This window comes from Pseudomonas fragariae (ex Marin et al. 2024) (genome assembly GCF_059621105.1).
In genome coordinates this window covers 3477696-3496648 of record NZ_CM184369.1, presented here as the reverse complement: position 1 = coordinate 3496648, position 18953 = coordinate 3477696, and the positions used below count along the sequence as shown (strand labels likewise).

Genomic DNA, 18953 nt, shown 5'->3' with positions numbered 1-18953 from the left:
AAAAGCCTTCCGAACGGAGGGCTTTTTGCATTCCATATTGCAAAAGAGCCGCCAGGCATTAAACGACGTCGAATGACGCACCTGTCAGTTTGCCGAGACGTGCAGAACTGTGAATGAACAGTGACAATAAAAACCCGCAACAGGGTCGACGTGATTGTTTATTTGAGTGTATGAGTTCTGTCAGTGAAAGCGATATTATAAATATCATGTCCTACGCGTCAGAATGAAATATTAACGGCGGCGGGTGCCCGGCAGCCTGTGGTGACGCCTGAGCGGCCTGGCTGCTGGGGTTGCAGGCTGTTAAGTTCAAAGGGAATCGCTTGTCGCCGGCGTTCGGTGACACCTTTAAACAGGATGTTTAATCAGTTGAAAGTTCGCCCTGAACTGCACTGTTTTTCAATGCAAACTGTCTATTGTAATTGTTTTAAAGATACTGATAATGCGTCGGTAATTACCACTCAGGGAATGAGTCATGCTCGACTATAAATTGGGTTGTCAGCTTGATGTTCAATGTGCTGTCTGCACGGTGTCATGTCTTGAGCGACAGGCAGGTGACACACAATGAGTTCTATCCACGAACAGGCAATGAATTATGTCTACCAGCAAGTGTTGCAACGCTTGTTGGGATACTTCTCGCGAGCAGAGCGCACTGCGCTGCAGTTGTTGATCCAGCGCCTGATTGTGGCGGCTGGCGGCATTGAGCGAATTTCCGGCTTCAAGGTGCTGGTGGCGTTCGGTGGTGGCAAGGACAGTGCCTACACACTGGCCTTTTTGCGCGCTGCCCAGTTGAGTATTGCCTGCCGCTCGCCCGGTACATTCAGCCTGCGGGTTGCCAATCGGCGTCACGCGGGCATGACTCCTGCGGTAATGGATAACATCAACCGCACCTATTCTGCGTTGTTTCTCTACGACGACCCGCGTGTCGAGATGTTGGTGATCGACAATCAGTACACCCAGGCCTTCGAGCCGGACCTGCCTTTTTCCAGCGCGGGGCGTGAGCAGAATCGTCTGGACATGCTGCTGGGTGGGCACCTGTCTGCTGGCGACGCCCGCACCACGTTTTGCAATACCTGTTACCTCGGGCTGGCGGAGTTTCTGGGGCGCGCCCTGAGCTGGGGCAGTGGGGTTGATGCGGTGGTCAGTGGCGATTCGCTCAGAGAGCAGCGTCAGTACGCGACCTGGATCATGCGTCTGGCCCAGCGTACCGGGCAATACTCGGGCAGTTGGGGCAAGCAGACGCTGGCCAGCGTGCTCAATGTCATCGATACGATTGGCCAGGCCTACTACCACGAGCTGTACGGTGAGGGCGATGACAGCACGCCCGCAAGCCGAGCCATGGCGCTGCCTGAAAAAAGCAGCTCGCCGGCGTTCATCACCATTGCCGATCTGGTCAGTTGCAAGGCGGACGAACACTGGAACCTGCTGACCGAATTCCTCGATTTCCGCTTCGATGATCTGTCGTTCAGCTTCAGTGAATCCGATTGCGCCAACCCTTTGTTGATGGCCCACATGCGCGGCCTGACGGCCCAGTACCTGCAAGCGCGTACTTATGCCGACGGGATCGCCGAATACCTTGAACTGGCGACGTCACTGATGCGCAGAAAGCAGATGCCGCCACGATTGATCGACCAGACGCTGAGCGCTTATGCCGGTCGGGCGCGCATCGAGGCGCGCCGCGAGCTGGCATCGAGCTTCGCTCAGGAGGGCTTCGGCCTGAACGAGACTCAACTGGTGTGCATGCTGTTTTCGCCGTTCGTGGATCATGGCCATGGGCTGGAGTCGTTTCTGCGCAGTTGCCACCCTGGGATGCTGGTAGCGCTGCCGGATCTGCACAAGGCGCTGTCGGGTTCGACGGCGCCGGATCAGGTCATGCAGTGGCTGGTGGATATCAGCGGTTTGAGCCTCAAGTCGTTGCACAACCTCTACGGCAAGCAGCGGGTGAACTTCGACGACCCGCAGTCAATCATCGCCAGAATCCGCGCTGCCGACCCCGACAAGCGCCGGATCATGACCGTTGATCCGGCGACGGGGCAGGCAGTGGCCGAGATGCTCTCGGGACGCTGATCCGGTCGCCAAACATGACTGCTGTCGGTAAACGGCGTTGGTCATGCAGCGATGTTCTGAAGCCTGTTCTGGTTGAGCGGCGGGTACCTGCATGAAAAACAACACGGATTTCGCCTATCAGGCGGTCTACCGCTACCTGGTGCGTCTGGTTGACCAGCAGCAGGGCGAGCCGGCGCTGAAAATGCCGTCACTGCGACAGCTGGCGCAGCGCCTGAACGTATCGATATCGACGGTGCAAAGCGCCTATTCATTGCTGGAAAAGGAAGGGCGCGTCTATTCGCTGCCCAAATCGGGTTATTACTCGGTACCGCGCAGCTTGAATGCGCACGGTCACGTAGTGCCTGACGCAGACGGCGATCTTTTGCAGGCCCTGTACGCCAACGCCCGGCGTCCCGGCATGGCGTTGCTGGGTTGCGATGAGCCGGCGCTTTTGCTCGCCCAGGACAGTCCGCTGCCGGCGATGGAGCGCGAGCTGGGCAGGCATTACCCGCACCCGCGGGACCCGGTTTTTCAGCCATTCGGCGAGCCGGAACTTCGCACGGCGCTGGCCGCCCGGTACACCCGCGATGCAGCGCATTGCTGGCACGCTGACAATGTCTATGTTGCCGCTGACTTTCATGGCGCATTCAAGGCGGTGCTTGGCACGCTGCGGCTGCGCGGCGGCACGGTACTGGTGGAATCGCCCTGTGCCTGGGCGTTGCTGCGCCTGCTGCAATCGTTCGACATACGGGTTATCGAATTGCCGCTGGACGAGACCGGCAGCCTTGATGCGGCCCGGCTTGACGGCTTATTGCGCGGCCATGACATCGGCCTTGCCGTATTGCCCGCGTTGCTGAACCCGGTGCGAGGCAGTGTGCGTCCGCAAGACAACAGCCAGGCTGTCGCCGAAGTGCTCAATCGTCATCAGGTCTGGGTGTTGGAAAACGACAGTCACGCCGGGCTGCAATTTGCTGCCGGGCAGGCCCCCTTGCGCGACTGGATCGACCCGCAGCGGCTGGTGATCATCGGCGGATTCGAGAAGAGCCTCGGGCCTGAAGCGCCCTATGCTTACCTGCTGTGCAAAAGCCTGGATGCGCATTGGCAGCAGTATTTCTGCCTGCGAGCATTCGAACTGCCGCCGCTTCGGCAAAGGGCCATCGCCAGGTTATGCAGCAGCGGGCGTCTGGACAGGCATCTGCTGGCGTTGCGAGAGACGCTGAGCAGACGCATGCAGGCGATGACGCAGCAACTGGATGAACAGACCGGCGGGACACTGCGCTATCAACTGCCCGAGGGCGGCTGCGGCGTGTGGGCCGAGAGTGCGTACCGGGTGGACATGCGTCAGGTGTTCGTTACGTTGCTGGCCCAGTCGATCGTCGTCAGTCCTGGCGAGCTGTTCACTTTGCAGAACCGCTACTCGCAACATCTGTGGGTCAGCTATGCGACTGACTGGACCCGTGAACCTGCCAGGCTGCTGGGCGCGCTGGCAGAGGCATTAAGTCACGCTCGTCTGCCATAGGCGTCGACATGGCAGGCCGTCGATCCATTTGTGTTTGCCAGACATGGTGCAAGGTTGTTAACTGGACGCCTGTCCAGTATTCACAACCAACGGCTCCCCAGCGCAGTGACCCCGAACGCCCCCGTAAACCCTGATCCCGAGCCTGTCCTCGCCAGCGACCTGCCTGCACGTTATGTCGTCGCCGTGCGCGCGTTGTGCGAGTTTACCGCCAAGGTGGGCGACCTCGACCTGCGCTTCACGCCGCCACCCACGGCTCAGGAAGGCATTGCCGGGCACCGCACGGTCGCCGCGCGGCGCGGTGCCGATTACCAGGCCGAGCTGTCGTTGAGTGGTGATTATCGCGAGCTGACGGTAAGGGGCAGGGCGGACGGCTATGACGCCAGTCGCAATCAACTGGAAGAGGTGAAAACCTATCGCGGTGAACTCGACGCGATGCCCGCCAACCACCGTCAGTTGCACTGGGCGCAGGTGAAGGTCTACGGCTGGCTGCTTTGCCAGCGCCTGCAGCTTGAGGAAGTGACGCTGGCCTTGGTGTATTTCAACATTGTCAGCGAGCAGGAAACCCTGATTCGCGAGCCGTTCAGTGCGGCCACGTTGCAAGCGTTCTTCGAACGACAGTGCACGATATTCCTCGGCTGGGCGCAGCAGGAGCTGGCGCATACGCAGGCGCTGCACACGACGCTGGGCAGCCTGAAATTCCCTCACGCGTCCTTCCGTACCGGGCAGCGGGTGCTGGCCGAGTCGGTGTACAAGGCCGTCAGTACCGGCTGTTGCCTGATGGCTCAGGCCCCGACCGGTATCGGCAAAACGGTGGGCACGCTGTTTCCCTTGCTCAAGGCCGCACCCGGCCAGAAGCTCGACAAGATTTTCTTTCTCACCGCCAAGACACCAGGGCGTCGCCTGGCACTGGATGCACTGAAAGTCATCAATCACAGTGCGCCGGAGCTGAAGCTGCGGGTCCTTGAGCTGGTGGCGCGTGACAAGGCCTGCGAGCATCCGGACAAGGCCTGTAATGGTGATTCCTGTCCGCTGGCCAGCGGCTTTTATGATCGTCTGCCAGCCGCTCGCTCGGCGGCGTTGACGTCGCCGTGGCTGAATCAGGCGGGCGTACGCGATGTCGCCTTGCAGCATCAGGTTTGCCCGTATTATTTGAGCCAGGAACTGGCGCGCTGGGCTGACGTGGTCATCGCGGACTACAACTATTACTTTGACCTGAGCGCGCTGTTGTTCGGCCTCGGTCAGCTCAATCAGTGGCGCGTTGCGGTGCTGGTCGATGAAGCCCACAACATGGTCGAGCGGGCACGCCAGATGTACAGCGCGAGCCTTGACCAGAGCCAGGTGAAAGCCTTGATCCAGACAGCGCCGGAACCGGTGAAAAAAGCCTTGCAGCGCCTGGATCGCCAATGGAATGCGCTGCACAAGGCACAGCCCGGTACCTATCAGGCTTATTCGGCAGCACCGGAAAAATTCATCGGCAGCCTCAACCAGAGCATCTCGACCATCGGTGATCATTTCAACGAGCACCCGCAGGCCGTGGATGGCACGTTGCAGGGGTTCTACCTGGACGCCATCGGCTTTGCGCGCATCGCCGAGCTGTTCGATGAGCATTTCATTTTCGACATCACCCGGCGCGAGGCGGGCGGCAAGCGCGTTCTGTCGCGCCTCAGCCTGCGCAACGTCGTCCCTGCGCGTTTCATCCGCCCGCGCCTGACCGCTGCGCGCAGCACGGTACTGTTTTCCGCAACGCTCAACCCGCGCCACTATTACGCGGACCTGCTGGGATTGCCGGCCAATACCGCATGGATCGATGTGGAATCGCCGTTTCACCACGATCAGCTCGATGTGCGCATCGTCAGTCGCATTTCCACTCGCTTCACTCATCGTCAGGCTTCGCTGGCGCCGATTGTCGAACTGATGGCCAAGCAGTTCGATGCTCGGCCGGGCAATTACCTGGCGTTCTTCAGCAGTTTCGATTACCTGCAGCAGGTCGCCGAGCTGATGGCGCGCACCCACCCGCACATCAGCCTCTGGCTGCAGGCACGGGGGATGGGCGAGAGTGAGCGCCACGCGTTTCTCGACCGGTTCACCCTGAGCAGTCAGGGCATCGGTTTTGCCGTGCTGGGCGGCGCGTTTGGTGAAGGTATCGACTTGCCGGGCGCACGCCTGATCGGCGCGTTCATCGCCACCCTGGGGCTGCCTCAGCTCAATCCGGTCAACGAACAGTTCAAGCAGCGCATGGCGGCGCTGTTCGGTGCCGGTTACGACTACACCTACCTTTACCCCGGCGTGCAGAAGGTGGTGCAGGCTGCGGGGCGGGTTATCCGCAGCCAGAGTGACAGTGGTGTGGTGATGCTCATCGATGACCGTTTTGCCGAGCACAAGGTGAAGCAGTTGTTTCCAGCGTGGTGGCGGCCCGAAACGTCGATGGCCTGAGCTCGGTTGCCGTTTTGGCGATTGAGCTGAAACAGAAGCAGATGCCGGGGATCAATACTCAAGCGGCGCTGTCGAACTGCCAGTAAACTGCGGCATCGATCATCTTGGCAGCTGCAGCAAGTCTTTATTTTTTCTCCGTATTTCATTTCTTCGTGGAGGTTGTATGAGTCTCAGTCCTTTCGCCGGCAAGCTGGCACCTGCGCAGTTACTGGTCGATATTCCGAGACTGGTCACGGCTTACTACACCGGCCAGCCCGATGCATCGGTGCCCACTCAACGTGTTGCGTTCGGCACTTCCGGGCACCGTGGCACGTCGTTTGACCTGGGTTTCAACGAATGGCACGTGCTGGCTATCAGTCAGGCGATCTGCCTTTACCGCAAGGCCAACGGCATCGACGGCCCGTTGTTTCTGGGGGCCGATACCCACGCGCTGTCGACCCCGGCCGCAGCCACCGCGCTTGAAGTGCTGGCCGCCAATGGCGTGCAGGTGATGATTTCGCAAGGTGACGAATACACCCCGACGCCTGCGGTTTCCCACGCGATTATCTGCTACAACCGCGGCCGTACCTCAGGGCTGGCGGACGGCATCGTCATTACGCCGTCGCACAACCCGCCGCAAAGCGGTGGCTTCAAGTACAACCCGCCCAATGGCGGCCCGGCCGACAGTGATGTCACCAAGTGGATCGAGAACAAGGCCAACGAACTGCTGGCCGAGAACGTCACTGGCGTTTCACGCATCAGCCATGAAAAAGCGCTGCGTGCCGATACCACGCACCGCCATGATTACGTCAACACCTACGTGGCCGACCTGAAGAACGTGATCGACATGGACGCCATCCGCAACTCGGGCCTGCGTCTTGGTGTCGACCCGCTGGGCGGCGCCGGAGTGAATTACTGGTCGGCGATTGGCGAGCATTACGGCCTGAATCTGGATGTGGTCAATAAATTTGTCGACCCTACGTTCCGCTTCATGACCGTCGACTGGGATGGCCAGATTCGCATGGACCCGTCCTCCAGCCACGCGATGCAAAGCCTGATCGGTCTCAAGGACCGTTATCAGGTTGCATTTGCCTGCGATCCGGATCACGACCGCCACGGCATCGTGACCCCGTCAGGTGGACTGATGACGCCCAACAGCTACCTCGCCGTGTCCATCGATTACCTGTTTCAGAACCGTCCCGAGTGGCGTGCCGATGCAGCGGTCGGCAAGACCGTGGTCAGCAGCGGCATGATCGATCGGGTGGCCAAGCGCCTGGGCCGTCGCCTGTACGAAGTGCCGGTCGGCTTCAAATACTTCGCTCAGGGGCTGTTCGAGGGCTCGCTGGGTTTTGGCGGTGAAGAAAGCGCCGGCGCCTCGTTCCTGCGCCGCGACGGTACGGTCTGGACCACTGACAAGGACGGTCTGATTCCGGCCTTGCTGGCTGCGGAAATGACCGCGCGTACCGGTCGCGACCCGAGCCAGATCTACAAGACCATGACTGAAGAACTGGGCGAGCCGTTCTCGACCCGCGTCGATGCCAAGGCCAACCCGCAACAGAAGGCACTGCTGAGCAAGCTGTCGCCGGAGCAAGTGACTTCCACTGAACTGGCGGGCGAGCCTATTCAGCAAGTGCTGAGCAATGCACCGGGCAACGATCAGGCGTTCGGTGGCGTCAAGGTCATGACCGAAAATGGCTGGTTTGCGGCGCGCCCTTCAGGCACTGAGGACATCTACAAGATCTACGCCGAGAGCTTTGTCAGCGAAGATCACCTCAAGCGTCTGGTGGCAGAAGCTCAAGTGCTGGTAGACGGCGCCATTTCGCCGAACTGATCAGCGCGCTGGCCGATGCCCGAAAAACCTCGAACCGCGCTCGGTTCGGGGTTTTTCAGCTTTTGCCCTGCGCTTCAGTCGCGATAGAACACCTGCACCAGGTGATAGCCGAATTTGCTCTTGATTGGCCCATGCACGATGCGCAGCGGCTTTTTGAAGATCACCTGATCGATGGCGCCGACCATTTGCCCAGGCCTGACTTCGCCCAGATCGCCGCCACGTTTGCCGGACGGGCAGCTAGAATGCTTTTTAGCCAGCACGTCAAACGCCTCACCCTTGGCAATACGCAGCTTGAGCTGTTCGGCCTCTTCGGCGGTCTTCACCAGAATATGGCGGGCTTGGGCTTTCATGTCGCAATATCACCTGCTGCAAAAGGCTGCCATTATGCCTGCTCTTGCTGAGCGACGCCCGCGCGTCACACGTGCCGTCCTGACGGTCGTGGTCTCTTTACTTCATTTTGTACGGTATTGATTATGGATTTCCCGGCGCTGTTGAAGATTCTGGCCAGTCAGGACGGATCGGACCTGTACCTCTCCACCGGAGCGCCACCGTGCGCCAAGTTCAACGGTGTGCTCAAGCCACTGGGCAGCGAAACCTTCAAGCCGGGGGAGGTCGCAGTCATTGCCCAGGGGCTGATGGACGAAGAACAGAAGCTCGAGTTTCAACGCGAACTGGAGATGAACCTCGCCGTTTCGATGGCGGGCATCGGCCGGTTCCGGATCAATATCTTTATGCAGCGCAACGAAGTGTCCATCGTCGCGCGGAATATCAAGCTGGACATCCCGCGTTTCGAAGACCTGTTCCTGCCGCCCGTGCTGCTCGACGTGATCATGGAAAAGCGCGGTCTGGTGCTGTTTGTCGGGGCCACCGGTTCGGGCAAGTCGACCTCATTGGCGGCGCTGATCGACTACCGTAACCGCAACGCCAGCGGCCATATCATCACCATTGAGGACCCGGTCGAGTTCATCCATCGCCACAAGAAATCGATCGTCAACCAGCGCGAAGTCGGGGTCGATACCCGCAGCTTCCATGCGGCATTGAAAAACACGCTGCGCCAGGCGCCGGATGTGATTCTGATCGGCGAGATTCGTGATCGCGAGACCATGGAGCACGCGCTGGCGTTTGCCGACACCGGCCACCTGGCGATCTCGACCCTGCACGCCAACAACGCCAATCAGGCGCTGGACCGGATCATCAATTTCTTCCCGGAAGAGCGTCGCGCGCAGTTACTGCATGACCTGGGCAACAACCTCAAGGCATTCGTCTCCCAGCGGCTGGTCAGAACCCCGGATGGCAAGCGCCGCGCGGCGGTGGAAGTGATGATGGGCACGCCGACCATTCGCGACCTGATCCAGCGCAATGAACTGACCGAACTCAAGGGCATCATGGAGAAGTCCGGCAGCCTCGGTATGCAGACGTTCGACTCGGCGCTGTTCAATCTGGCCGTCGAAGGGGCGATCAGCGAAGAAGAAGCCCTCAAGAACGCCGACTCGCAGAACAACGTGCGCCTGCGCCTCAAACTGCACAGTGAAGGCGGCGCCGGGAGCCTCACCACACCGCCGCCGGCCCCGACCGGCAGCAGCACGGCAAGCACCGCCGAGTGGGGGCTGGTCGATGATGACGCGCCGGGTCCGCAGGCGTAAATCAGAGACGCTCCTACGCCCCCCGGGCAGAAGCTTCGTTGTGGGCCAGATCATTCCGGATGCGCGGCCGCCAGCAATTCCTGCGTGTAGGGATGTTGCGGTGCCTCGAAGACATCATGGCTCGCGCCACGCTCGACGACTTTGCCATCCTTGACCACGATCACGTCGTGGGCGAGGGCTTTGACCACTGCCAGGTCATGGCTGATGAACAGATACGTCAGGCCATGCTTTTCCTGGAGTTCGCGCAACAGCGCCACGACCTGTTTCTGCACGGTACGGTCCAGCGCCGATGTCGGCTCATCGAGCAGAATCAGTGCGGGTTTCAGCACCAGCGCCCGGGCAATGGCGATGCGCTGACGCTGGCCACCGGAAAATTCATGGGGGTAGCGATGCCTACTCTGCGGGTCGATGCCGACTTCTTCCAGCGCCCGAATGACCTCTGCATCGCATTTCGCCGGGTTGTACTGGCTGTGCACCTCCAGCCCCTCACTGATGATCTGCGCCACCGACATGCGCGGGCTGAGGCTGCCGTAAGGGTCCTGAAAGACCACTTGCATCTCTTTACGCCACGGGCGCATCTGTTTCTGACTCAGGCCATCCAGCGCCTGCCCGCGAAAGCGGATACTGCCGCGTGACTCCAGCAGACGCAGGATCGCCTGACCCAGGGTCGACTTGCCGGAACCCGACTCACCGACTATACCCAGGGTCTTGCCGCGCTCGATGCTCAGGCTGATGTCATCCACCGCCTTGAGGTATTCCCTGTGCCGCCGCAGGATGCCGCCGGTCAGGGAAAACCAGACCTTCAGGTTGTCGACTTGCAGCACCGTTTCCCGGGTGTCGCGTGGCAGTGGCTCGCCGGCAGGTTCGGCGTCCAGCAGCAGGCGGCTGTAGGGATGCTGAGGTGATTGGAACAGCGATTTGCAATCGGACTGCTCGACGATTTCACCGGCGCGCATCACGCAGACGCGCTGCGCGACGCTGTGCACCAGGTTCAAGTCATGGCTGATCAACAACAGCGACATGTTCAGGCGCTGCTGCAGCTCCTTGAGCAGCAGGAGGATCTTGCGCTGTACCGTGACGTCCAGCGCAGTGGTCGGTTCGTCGGCAATCAGCAGCTCCGGCTCGCAGGCCAGTGCCATGGCAATCATCACCCGCTGACGCTGGCCTCCGGAGAGTTCGTGCGGATAGGCTTTCAGGCGTTTTTCCGGCTGCTGAATACCGACCAGCTCCAGCAGCTCGACAATGCGTTTCTGCGCTTCACGACCGCTGATGCCGCGATGCAGCAGCAACGTTTCGCCGATCTGTTTGGCCACGCTGTGCAGCGGGTTCAGCGAGGTCATTGGTTCCTGGAAAATCATCGCAATCCGGTTGCCGCGTAGCTCGCGGAGAGTGCGGTCGTCGGCACCCACCAGCTGTTGACCCCGGTAGGTAATGCTGCCCGTGGTCAGTGTGCCGCTGCGGGGCAGCAATTGCAGGATCGAATGCGCGGTGACCGACTTGCCGGAGCCGGATTCGCCGACCAGTGCCAGGCACTCACCGCGGCGCACATCCAGGCTCAGGTTGCTGACCACTTTCTGCCCGTTGAAGGCGACGCTCAGGTCGCGGATTTCGATCAGGTTTTCCGACATGTCAGGACCTCGGGTCGAAGGCATCACGCAGCGCCTCGCCTATGAATACCAGCAGCGTCAGGATCAACGCGAGGGCAAAGAACGCCGTCAGCCCCAGCCAGGGCGCTTGCAGGTTCTGCTTGCCCTGGGCGATCAGTTCGCCCAGGGACGCGCTGCCGGCAGGCATGCCGAAGCCCAGAAAATCCAGCGCGGTGAGGGTCGAGATGGCGCCGGTAAGGATGAACGGCAGATAGCTCAACGTCGCAGTCATTGCGTTGGGCAGGATGTGGCGCATGATCACTTTTCGGTCGCCCAGACCGAGCGCGCGGGCGGCCTTGACGTATTCGAGGTTGCGGCCGCGCAGAAACTCGGCGCGCACCACATCGACCAGGGTCAGCCAGGAAAACAGCGCCATGATGCCCAGCAGCCACCAGAAATCGGGTTCGACGAAGCCTGACAGGATGATCAGCAGGTACAGCACCGGCAGGCCCGACCAGACCTCCAGCAGACGCTGACCGAACAGGTCGACCCAGCCGCCGTAATAGCCCTGCAACGCCCCGGCGCTGATGCCGATCAACGCGCTGATAAAGGTCAGTGCCAAGGCAAACAGGATCGATACCCGGGCGCCGAAGATCACCCGCGCCATGACGTCGCGCGCCTGGTCATCGGTGCCGAGCCAGTTTTCTGCAGAGGGCGGGCTGGGGGCAGGGGTGGTCAGGTCATAGTTGGGCGTGTCGTCACTGAACGGGATGGGCGGGAACAGCATCCAGCCGTCCCCTTTGCTGATCAGCGTGCGCACGTAGTCGCTGCGGTAATCGGGCTGGAAGGGCAGCTCGCCGCCGAATTGCTGCTCGGTATAACGCTTGAACACCGGGAAATAGAGTGAATGCTGATAGCTGACCAGCAGCGGCTTGTCATTGGCGATCAGTTCGCCACCCAGGGTCAGGGCAAACAGTCCGCAGAACAGCCACAGCGACCACCAGCCGCGGCGATTGCTGCGAAAGCGTTCCAGGCGACGACGGGCCAGCGGCGAAAGGCTGCGCATCATGCATTCCTCGCGCTGAAGTCGATTCTGGGGTCGACCAGCGTGTAGCAGATATCGCCGATCAGTTTTATCAGCAGGCCGAACACGGTGAAGATGAACAACGAGCCGAACACCACCGGATAGTCCCGCGACACGGCGGCTTCATAGCTCATGCGGCCCAGGCCATCCAGCGAGAAGATCACCTCGATCAGCAGCGACCCGGCAAAGAACACGCTGATGAACGCCTGCGGAATGCCTGACACCACCAGCAACATGGCATTGCGAAACACATGGCCATACAGCACCCGCCGCTCGCTCATGCCCTTGGCGCGGGCCGTGGTCACGTACTGGCGGGTGATTTCGTTGAGAAAGGAATGTTTGGTCAGCAGGGTCAGCGTGGCAAAGCCACCAATCACCAGCGCCAAGACCGGCAGCGCGAGGTGCCAGAAATAGTCAGCGATCTTGCCGATCGTAGTCAGTTGCTCGAAGTTGTCCGAGACCAGCCCGCGCACCGGAAACCAGTTCAGCGACGTGCCGCCGCAGAACACCACCACCAGCAGCATGGCGAACAGGAAGGCTGGCATGGCGTAGCCGATGATGATGGCGGTGCTGCTCCAGATATCGAACTGGCTGCCGTGTTTGACTGCTTTGCGAATCCCCAGCGGGATCGACACCAGGTAGGTCAGCAATGTCGCCCAGAGTCCCAGCGATATCGACACTGGCATTTTCTGCAGAATCAGGTCGGTCACCGTTGCGCCGCGAAAGAAGCTGCTGCCGAAATCCAGTCGTGCGTAGTTCTTCAGCATCAGCCAGAGACGTTCGTGCAGTGGCTTGTCGAAACCGTACTGGCGTTCGATCTGCTTGATCAGTGCCGGGTCAAGCCCTCGGGACGCCTTGGAGTGACCGGCCCCGACGGACTCGCTGGCACCCGCGCCCACGGTGGCACCGCCGATCCCTTGCAGGCGAGCAATGGCCTGTTCGACAGGCCCGCCCGGCGCGGCCTGCACGATGAAAAAGTTGACCAGCAGAATGCACAGCAGGGTAGGGATGATCAGCAGCAGGCGACGCAGAATATAGCCAAGCATTCACTGCATCTCCGAAACAATGGCTGAAGCGCCGCGTTTTTCAGCGAATTGCTCGTTGGTCAGCGGTGTCGGGCTGATTTCCCACCATGTTTCGATGGCTTCGTTATTGCTGGCCTGAATTTTCGGGATGCCGAAACGGTTCCACCAGACGGTTGAAGAGCCGGGCGGATAATAGTTGGGAATCCAGTAGTAGTTCCACTGCAGTACCCGGTCCAGGCAATGGGCGTAGTCGGTCATGGTCTGCTTGCTGTCGGCCTTGAGCAGGCCGGCAATCAGCGCATCGACGGCGGGTTCTTGCAGCGCCATGTAATTGCTCGAACCAGGGTCCATCGCCACTTTGGAGCCGAAACTGCTGTACAGCTCGGCACCGGGCGATGTCGAGACCGGGTAGCCGGTGACGATCATGTCGTAATCGCGGGCCATGACGCGGTTGAGGTATTGCGCGGCATCGATGCGGCGAATGTCGAAGTGGATACCGATCTGCGCCAGGGTGCGTTTGTAGGGCAGCAGCATCCGCTCGAAACCTGTTTGTGCATTGAGAAAAGTGAAGCTGAAGGGTTCGCCCTGGGCATTCACCAGCTCATCGCCCTTTGGCGTCCAGCCTGCTTCCTCCATGAGGGCCAGCGCTTGCAGCTGCTTGTCGCGAATGAAGCCTGTGCCATCGGTTTTGGGCGTCTCGAACACGCTGTCGAACACTTGGTCGGGGACTTTGCCGCGCAATGGTTCGAGGATTTTAAGCTCAGCCGGCGTGGGCAGTTCGCTGGCGGCCAGCTCCGAGTTGGAGAAGAAGCTGTTCTGGCGGATGTACATGTTGCGCATCATCTGCCGGTTGGTCCATTCAAAGTCCCAGAGCAGCGACAGCGCCTGGCGCACGCGGCGGTCCTGGAACATGGGGCGGCTCAGGTTGAAGACGAAACCCTGCGAGCTTTGCACCGCGCCTCTGGCCAGTTGGGCTTTCTGCAGGCGTCCGTCGCTGAGGGCCGGGCCGTCATAGCGGATTGAATAGCCGGTGGCCGAAAACTCGCGGTTGTAATCGTAGGCGCCGCCTTTGAGTACCGTACGTGCAACATCGGTGTCGCCGAAGTATTCGATGCTGAACCTGTCGAAGTTATACAGGCCTTTGCTGACCGGCAGGTCCTTGCCCCACCAGTCCGCATCGCGCTCAAAGGTAACGGTGCGGCCAGGGTCCACATGGCTGATCCGGTAGGGCCCGCTGCCGGGCGGAATTTCAAAGCCGGCGCCGCTGGCGAAGTCACGGGTTTTCCACCAGTGTTCGGGGAATACCGGCAGCGAAGCCAGGTCGAGGGGCAGGGTGCGGTTATCGCTCTGCTTGAAGTCGAAGCGGACCTGCGAAGGCGATTCGACCTCCACGCCCTTGACCGCTTCAAACTGGGTGCGGTATTGCAGGTTGCCCTGCGTCATCAGCAGCTCGTAGGTGTACTTCACGTCACTGGCAGTAATCGGCGTGCCGTCCGCGAAACGTGCCTTCGGGTTCAGGTAAAAGCGCAGGGAGAGGCCATCCGCGCCACGCTCCATTTTCTCGGCGACAAGCCCGTAGACGGTGTAGGGCTCATCCATCGAGCGCGTGGCCAGTGGGGAATAGAGCATGCCGTTGATCTGCGAAACGCCCATGCCCTTGTCGGTGAAGGGCATCAGGTGATCGAACTGGCCGATCTCGATGGCCGAGCGGCGCATGCTGCCGCCTTTGGGCGCGTCCGGGTTCACGTAATCGAAGTGCTTGAAGTCAGCGGGATAGCGCGCAGCTTCGCCGTAAACGGTCAGGGCGTGTTGCGGGGCTGCGTACAGCGATTGGGCAGCGCCAACGAAGGTCAGCGTCAAGGCGAGCAATGATGAAAAAACAAAACGCATGACTCGAATCCTGACTGACGTTCGCAAGCGAACGTCAGGGTTAAAGGCGACTGGCTGTGCAGCGGTGACAAAAAACATGGCAGAGCTCATGGCTCTGCATCGCGCTATCTTCTACAGACAAATGGCCGCCTCGCCAAGCCACGGCGCGCATGCCGGGTCACTGTGTTGTTGAAAACGGCCACATACAAAAACGGCCCATCCGAAGATGAGCCGTCTGGCACCCGGCGCGGCAGGATCAGTCCTGACGGCTGGTCACTTCCAGCAGGTGATAGCCGAACTGAGTCTTTACCGGACCCTGAACGGTGTTCACCGGAGCACTGAACACGACGGTGTCGAATTCCTTGACCATCTGGCCTGGACCGAACGAACCCAGGTCACCGCCTTGACGGCTCGACGGGCAGCTGGAATTGGCCTTGGCGATTTCTGCGAAATCAGCGCCGCCTTCGATCTGCGCCTTGAGTTCGTTGCATTTTTCTTCGCTCGAAACAAGGATGTGGCGGGCAGTGGCTTTAGCCATGGGGAATAATCTCCTGTGAAAAAAAAGAAACAGCCTACCGGATTCAGTGCGGTATTTCCCGACAAAGTTCCGTCGCTCTGTTTATCTGTAACGCAGACGGTCAACCGCGCGACGCAGCAGTTGTTCGGTGCCTTCCCAGCCAAGGCAGCCGTCGGTGACCGAAACGCCGTACTGCAGCGTCCCGCCCAATGCCTGGCAGCCGTCGAACAGGTGGCTCTCGATCATCATGCCGATCAGCGAGGTGTTGCCTGACAAGCGCTGTTCCAGAACGTCCTCGAACACCCCTGGCTGACGCAGCGGGTCCTTGCCACTGTTGGCGTGGCTGCAATCGACCATGATTCGCGACGCGACATTATTCTTGCTCAGGCTCGCCTGCACCTTGGCCACACTCTGGCGATCGTAATTGGGCCCGCCGTGGCCGCCGCGTAGCACGATGTGCGTATCCGGATTGCCTTGCGTCTCGATAATCGCCGGGTGGCCATGACCGTCCATGCCAAAGTGGCGATGCGGATGCGCAGCCGAGCGCATCGCGTCGCTGGCCACCGTCACGCCGCCGTCAGTACCGTTCTTGAAACCGACGGCCATGGGCAGGCCGCTGGCCATTTCCCGATGGATCTGCGATTCGGTGGTCCGAGCGCCAATCGCGACCCAACTGAGCAGGTCGTCGAAGTAGCCGGCCGCCATCGGTTGCAGTATCTCGGTGGCGATCGGCAGGCCCAGGCCCAGCACCTCCAGCATCAATTGCCGCGACAGCGTCAGGCCCTCGGCCATGTCGTCACTGCCGTCAAGGCGCGGATCGTAAGCCAGACCTTTCCAGCCCACCGTTGTGCGCGGTTTTTCGACGTAGGCGCGCATCACCAGCAGCATCTGATCACTGACTTGCGCGGCAAGGTCGGCCAGTCGTTCAGCGTATTCAAGGGCGGATCGAGGGTCGTGGATGGAGCAGGGGCCGACGATGACCAGCAGTCGCGAGTCTTGACCTTCAAGGATGGCACGTACGGCGCGGCGATGGCCGGCAACCTGTTCGGTGAGCGCTGCGTCGAGGGGCAGACGCATCTTCAATTCCAGAGTACCTGGCAGGCGTTTCGAGGCGGGGCTGTTGTCCGTCAGTTTGACGGCATGGCTGGACACATCGGACGGGTTTACGGCAACGGACGAATTCATGTTCTGGCTTCCTGGGCTGGCGGGACGCTCCCGCGCAGACCCTATTGGGGTGTTCGACAAAGGGCTTCTAGAACCGGGGGTATGTGCTTGCCACCTGGCAGTGACCGAACGGAGGCGGCAGGCTGTCCCGAACGGAGGTGGCTAAATCGCCAGGCAAAATCGATGTCGTTACGGTAATAAGTGGCGTAGTTCATGTCGTGATCCTCGATGCGATGCAGGTTGATTGTTTACGGCTGTTCTGGAACAGACCGTTGAAATACGTTTCCCTGAAAAAACAAAACCCCCGGTCGGGAAGCCGACCGGGGGTTAGAGAATTCTCTGGTTGGCGTCCCCTTAACGTGGGCGCCGGATGGGTATCAGGCGCGCCAGTGGCTAAACCAATACCCATAATAAGAATCAACGGATGCGTTCACCGAAGCCATCTGCACAGCCACGGCGCGTGCACGGCAAGTAATGCCGGTAGCAACGTCGAGTAGCAGTGAAGTGGATTGCAGCATGGTGAGTCTCCATAGAATGGGCGCAAGCTTACTTCAGGAAAGCAGGCGCCTTCAATTGGAAAATTCAATCAGCGGGATTATCGATTTTTGCGAACGCAGGCAGATGGATTCTCTGTAGCGACAGCGAACCGCTCAACGGTTGATGGCATGCGGTATCCGGGCGAGCTATTTTACCTGCAACCCTGTATACCTTAATCAGGCAACGGCTTTGGCGTTTTGACCGGGATGCGTTGTCGCCAGCCAATAACGGCTATTCTTCACGTGCTTCTTCATGCAGGGCTTCCGAGTTCGGGATCGTCCCGATTTTCATGCCCAGCAGTACAGCTACCTTATGCGCTTCACCACGCCTTCCTTTCTTGCGTCCTGCCAGTACCTGGTAAGTGGTCGCCGGATCAATGCAATTTTCACGAGCGAACTCCTGAACAGATTTGCCCTGTTGGTCCAGCCAGGCCTTGGCTTGTGCGGCGCTACGTATTCCGGGCATAGTTCAAAACCGTTCAAATCTATTCAATTCCGCAGGATTCTAACATTCGTTAGGATGGCTTCGACAGGATCATAGGTTCAAATGAGTGGAATCGGTTGCCGGCTGAGAAAGGAAAGAGAGCGCCTGAGGATGTCTCAGCGTACATTTGGCGAAATAGGAGGGGTCGAGGCCAACGCACAGGGTAAGTATGAAAATGGCGATCGCGCGCCCAAGGCCGATTACCTGGCTGCGGTTGCGGCCAAAGGTGTTGACGTGCTCTATGTGTTAACGGGGACGCGAACGCCGGTGCCGATAGACAATCTCAGTCTCATCGAAGAAAAGATCCTGGGCAATTACCGGGTGCTGGGCAAGGAAGATCAGGACGCTATCAGACGCCTGACCACCACAATTGCCGAGCTGTCGGCGCCATCACCGGGCACTGCAAAGCTTCCTTCGGGTAACTGATACAAGACCGGGACGCGCGCGGCTCCGCCGTCCTGTCGAGATTTTTGCAGCCCTCCCGGATGCGCCTGCCATCATATTGATGTGAGACGGTGTTCGCAGTGCTAGGTCTGCCTCGTTGTTTTTGTTATGGTGATTGGCATTCGTTATGACCGTTGCGCGAGGTGTCTGCTTGATTAAGGTGCTAGTTGTCGATGACCATGATCTTGTCCGGACAGGCATCACACGCATGCTGGCCGACATTGATGGTCTGCAGGTTGTCGGACAGGCCGATTCCGGCGAGGAATCCCTGAAAAAAGCGCGCGAGCTCAAGCCGGACGTCGTGCTGATGGACGTCAAGATGCCGGGTATCGGAGGTCTGGAAGCGACGCGCAAGATGCTGCGCAGCCACCCGGATATCAAGGTCGTCGCTGTCACCGTCTGTGAAGAAGATCCTTTCCCGACCCGTTTGCTGCAGGCCGGCGCTGCCGGTTACATGACCAAGGGCGCCGGGCTCGCTGAAATGGTCCAGGCCATTCGCCTGGTGTTTGCCGGTCAGCGTTACATCAGCCCGCAGATTGCCCAGCAACTGGCATTGAAGTCATTTCAGCCGCAGGTCAACAATTCGCCGTTCGATCTGCTGTCCGAGCGCGAGATCCAGATTGCCCTGATGATTGTTGGCTGTCAGAAAGTCCAGACCATCTCGGACAAGCTGTGCCTGTCACCGAAAACCGTTAATACCTACCGATACCGTATCTTTGAAAAGCTCTCGATCAGCAGTGATGTTGAACTGGCTTTGCTCGCTGTACGTCACGGCATGGTTGATGCCAGCGCCTGA

The 18953-nt window shown here is 59.9% G+C and carries 15 protein-coding genes; 7 read left to right on the top strand and 8 right to left on the bottom strand.

What is annotated here, in order from left to right:
* Window positions 1-561: 561 nt before the first annotated feature.
* The 4 genes from AC54XV_RS14965 (at window position 562) to pgm (ending at window position 7805) form a co-directional block, all read left to right on the top strand.
* The gene (locus AC54XV_RS14965) at window positions 562-2064 is read left to right on the top strand and encodes a hypothetical protein (RefSeq protein ID WP_024641466.1); all 1503 of its coding nucleotides are present in this window, start codon (window positions 562-564) and stop codon (window positions 2062-2064) included.
* A gap of 91 nt (window positions 2065-2155) precedes the next feature.
* Window positions 2156-3562 carry an aminotransferase-like domain-containing protein gene (locus AC54XV_RS14960; RefSeq protein WP_058398261.1) on the top strand — a complete coding sequence of 469 codons (1407 nt, stop codon included), beginning with the start codon at window positions 2156-2158 and terminating at the stop codon, window positions 3560-3562.
* 105 nt (window positions 3563-3667) lie between these two features.
* The gene (locus tag AC54XV_RS14955; protein ID WP_496716992.1) at window positions 3668-5995 is read left to right on the top strand and encodes an ATP-dependent DNA helicase; all 2328 of its coding nucleotides are present in this window, start codon (window positions 3668-3670) and stop codon (window positions 5993-5995) included.
* 163 nt (window positions 5996-6158) lie between these two features.
* On the top strand, window positions 6159-7805 hold the full coding sequence (gene pgm / locus AC54XV_RS14950) for a phosphoglucomutase (alpha-D-glucose-1,6-bisphosphate-dependent) (protein ID WP_011268077.1): 1647 nt from the start codon (window positions 6159-6161) through the stop codon (window positions 7803-7805).
* Window positions 7806-7879: 74 nt separating this feature from the next.
* On the opposite strand, the gene AC54XV_RS14945 is transcribed toward pgm, so the two are convergent.
* Window positions 7880-8155: a peptidylprolyl isomerase gene (locus AC54XV_RS14945; RefSeq protein ID WP_003400836.1), complete on the bottom strand. Its 276-nt coding sequence runs from the start codon at window positions 8153-8155 to the stop codon at window positions 7880-7882.
* A 123-nt stretch (window positions 8156-8278) separates the two neighbouring features.
* Here AC54XV_RS14945 and AC54XV_RS14940 point away from each other — a divergent pair, with 123 nt between their 5' ends.
* Window positions 8279-9448, top strand: a complete 1170-nt coding sequence (locus tag AC54XV_RS14940; RefSeq protein WP_003400837.1) for a PilT/PilU family type 4a pilus ATPase — start codon at window positions 8279-8281, stop codon at window positions 9446-9448.
* 50 nt (window positions 9449-9498) lie between these two features.
* Here the strand turns inward: AC54XV_RS14940 and AC54XV_RS14935 are convergent, their stop codons facing one another.
* The 7 genes from AC54XV_RS14935 to AC54XV_RS14905 all read right to left on the bottom strand — a co-directional run bounded on the left by AC54XV_RS14935 (window position 9499) and on the right by AC54XV_RS14905 (window position 17695).
* The gene (locus tag AC54XV_RS14935; protein WP_060409414.1) at window positions 9499-11076 is read right to left on the bottom strand and encodes an ABC transporter ATP-binding protein; all 1578 of its coding nucleotides are present in this window, start codon (window positions 11074-11076) and stop codon (window positions 9499-9501) included.
* A 1-nt stretch (window position 11077) separates the two neighbouring features.
* Window positions 11078-12100, bottom strand: coding sequence for an ABC transporter permease (locus tag AC54XV_RS14930; protein ID WP_003400841.1), 1023 nt, complete (start codon window positions 12098-12100; stop codon window positions 11078-11080).
* On the bottom strand, window positions 12100-13164 hold the full coding sequence (locus tag AC54XV_RS14925; RefSeq protein ID WP_058398264.1) for a microcin C ABC transporter permease YejB: 1065 nt from the start codon (window positions 13162-13164) through the stop codon (window positions 12100-12102). The genes AC54XV_RS14930 and AC54XV_RS14925 overlap by 1 nt, the downstream gene beginning before the upstream one ends.
* Window positions 13165-15033 (bottom strand): extracellular solute-binding protein, encoded by a 1869-nt coding sequence (locus AC54XV_RS14920; protein ID WP_058398265.1) that lies wholly within the window; start codon window positions 15031-15033, stop codon window positions 13165-13167.
* A 235-nt stretch (window positions 15034-15268) separates the two neighbouring features.
* A complete protein-coding gene (locus tag AC54XV_RS14915; protein WP_002553340.1) occupies window positions 15269-15550 on the bottom strand; it encodes a peptidylprolyl isomerase in 282 nt (93 codons plus the stop codon).
* Between the two features lie 81 nt (window positions 15551-15631).
* Window positions 15632-16714: a 3-deoxy-7-phosphoheptulonate synthase gene (locus AC54XV_RS14910; RefSeq protein ID WP_058822108.1), complete on the bottom strand. Its 1083-nt coding sequence runs from the start codon at window positions 16712-16714 to the stop codon at window positions 15632-15634.
* 747 nt (window positions 16715-17461) lie between these two features.
* A complete protein-coding gene (locus AC54XV_RS14905) occupies window positions 17462-17695 on the bottom strand; it encodes a DNA-binding protein (RefSeq protein ID WP_003400846.1) in 234 nt (77 codons plus the stop codon).
* Between the two features lie 129 nt (window positions 17696-17824).
* Here AC54XV_RS14905 and AC54XV_RS14900 point away from each other — a divergent pair, with 129 nt between their 5' ends.
* Both AC54XV_RS14900 and gacA read left to right on the top strand, forming a co-directional pair.
* Window positions 17825-18139, top strand: a complete 315-nt coding sequence (locus AC54XV_RS14900) for a helix-turn-helix domain-containing protein (protein ID WP_003400847.1) — start codon at window positions 17825-17827, stop codon at window positions 18137-18139.
* 169 nt (window positions 18140-18308) lie between these two features.
* Entirely contained in the window at window positions 18309-18953 is a 645-nt protein-coding gene (gene gacA / locus AC54XV_RS14895; RefSeq protein ID WP_002553344.1) for a response regulator transcription factor GacA, read from the top strand.

Bases quoted from the DNA above. Each gene is read 5' to 3' on its own strand.
- AC54XV_RS14920 (WP_058398265.1), bottom strand. From the start codon at position 15,033: ATGCGTTTTGTTTTTTCATCATTGCTCGCCTTGACGCTGACCTTCGTT.
- AC54XV_RS14905 (WP_003400846.1), bottom strand. From the start codon at position 17,695: ATGCCCGGAATACGTAGCGCCGCACAAGCCAAGGCCTGGCTGGACCAA.
- AC54XV_RS14910 (WP_058822108.1), bottom strand. From the start codon at position 16,714: ATGAATTCGTCCGTTGCCGTAAACCCGTCCGATGTGTCCAGCCATGCC.
- AC54XV_RS14965 (WP_024641466.1), top strand. From the start codon at position 562: ATGAGTTCTATCCACGAACAGGCAATGAATTATGTCTACCAGCAAGTG.
- AC54XV_RS14940 (WP_003400837.1), top strand. From the start codon at position 8,279: ATGGATTTCCCGGCGCTGTTGAAGATTCTGGCCAGTCAGGACGGATCG.
- AC54XV_RS14900 (WP_003400847.1), top strand. From the start codon at position 17,825: ATGTCTCAGCGTACATTTGGCGAAATAGGAGGGGTCGAGGCCAACGCA.
- AC54XV_RS14930 (WP_003400841.1), bottom strand. From the start codon at position 12,100: ATGCGCAGCCTTTCGCCGCTGGCCCGTCGTCGCCTGGAACGCTTTCGC.
- AC54XV_RS14960 (WP_058398261.1), top strand. From the start codon at position 2,156: ATGAAAAACAACACGGATTTCGCCTATCAGGCGGTCTACCGCTACCTG.
- AC54XV_RS14945 (WP_003400836.1), bottom strand. From the start codon at position 8,155: ATGAAAGCCCAAGCCCGCCATATTCTGGTGAAGACCGCCGAAGAGGCC.
- pgm (WP_011268077.1), top strand. From the start codon at position 6,159: ATGAGTCTCAGTCCTTTCGCCGGCAAGCTGGCACCTGCGCAGTTACTG.
- AC54XV_RS14935 (WP_060409414.1), bottom strand. From the start codon at position 11,076: ATGTCGGAAAACCTGATCGAAATCCGCGACCTGAGCGTCGCCTTCAAC.
- AC54XV_RS14915 (WP_002553340.1), bottom strand. From the start codon at position 15,550: ATGGCTAAAGCCACTGCCCGCCACATCCTTGTTTCGAGCGAAGAAAAA.
- AC54XV_RS14925 (WP_058398264.1), bottom strand. From the start codon at position 13,164: ATGCTTGGCTATATTCTGCGTCGCCTGCTGCTGATCATCCCTACCCTG.